The sequence below is a fragment of the Protofrankia sp. CiP3 genome (assembly GCF_917627345.1).
In the GTDB taxonomy this organism is placed as follows: Bacteria; Actinomycetota; Actinomycetes; order Frankiales; family Frankiaceae; genus Protofrankia.
Map to the genome: position 1 here is coordinate 92,881 of NZ_CAKJTM010000018.1, position 992 is coordinate 93,872.

1 pseudogene is annotated in these 992 nt (G+C 72.1%); it reads right to left on the reverse strand.

Going from position 1 to position 992, the window contains the following annotated elements:
• Positions 1-992, reverse strand: a pseudogene (locus MJ797_RS09730) (hypothetical protein); the annotation flags it as partial.

The window sequence follows — 992 nt, forward strand, 5'->3', positions numbered from 1 at the left end:
CCTGGTCGCGGGTATGTGGGTTGTTCCGCCGCTTCGCGGCGAGGGACGCGAGGGTCGCGGCGACGGCTTTGGCGCGGCCGTGCAGGACGCGTAGCAGTTGCCCGTCGCCCCACTCGCTGACCTCGGTGGCCGTCCTGCCGCGGTTGAGCTGCACGGCGGCCTTGCGGAGGTACTCGGCGGCGTGGATGTAGTCGATGATGATCGGGACCTTCAGGCCGCGTTTCTTCGCGTGCTCGCCGATGGCGGTGATCTGCTGCTTGTTGCCGTCGACGAGGAAGATCCGCTGGTGGAGGTGCAGGGGGTCGCGCAGGTCGGCCTCGTCGAACGCCCGGCCGATCACGGCGGGGATGCCGTCGATGATCGACGCGGAGACCCACGTGTCCCGCGCGGTCGGCCCGGGGTGTTCCTTGCGCCGGGCGGGTGGGGCGGCGATGTCCTCCGGTTGTCGCACGGCGGGAGTGAAGGTCGTGACGGCGACGATCTCGGCCATCTTCTTGATCCCGGGATGGGTGGTGTCGGGCTTCGTGCCGGTGCGGTGCTCGGGGCGAACAGCGATGCCCTTACCGTCGCCCTGCATCATCAGCACGTCGCCGTCGGCGAGGTCCGTGGCCCCGGCGGCGCGCAGGTCGTAGAAGTCGCCGACCCAGCGGGCCAGGTCGCGCGCGACCTGGGCGAGTTGGGCGCGCCCGATGGTGACCCCGGTCCTCGCGGCGATGACCTCCTGGGCCTGCCCGTAGCCGCTGGTCCCGAGGTGGAAGGCCGCCAGGGCGCGCATCCCCAGCGAGTAGGCGTCGTCAGCGAACGCCCAGCGGGCGTCGGCCGGGTAGAGGTTCGCCTCGCGCCGGTTGCGGTAGGCGAGCCGGGACGCCCGGACCGGCCCGAAGATACTGACCACGCCCCGGTCGTGGCCCTTCTCGACGCCGCCGTGGCGGATCCCGGCCGCGGACACCAGGTGGCTGACCCGCTGTTCGCGAGCGGCGTCGAGGGCGAAG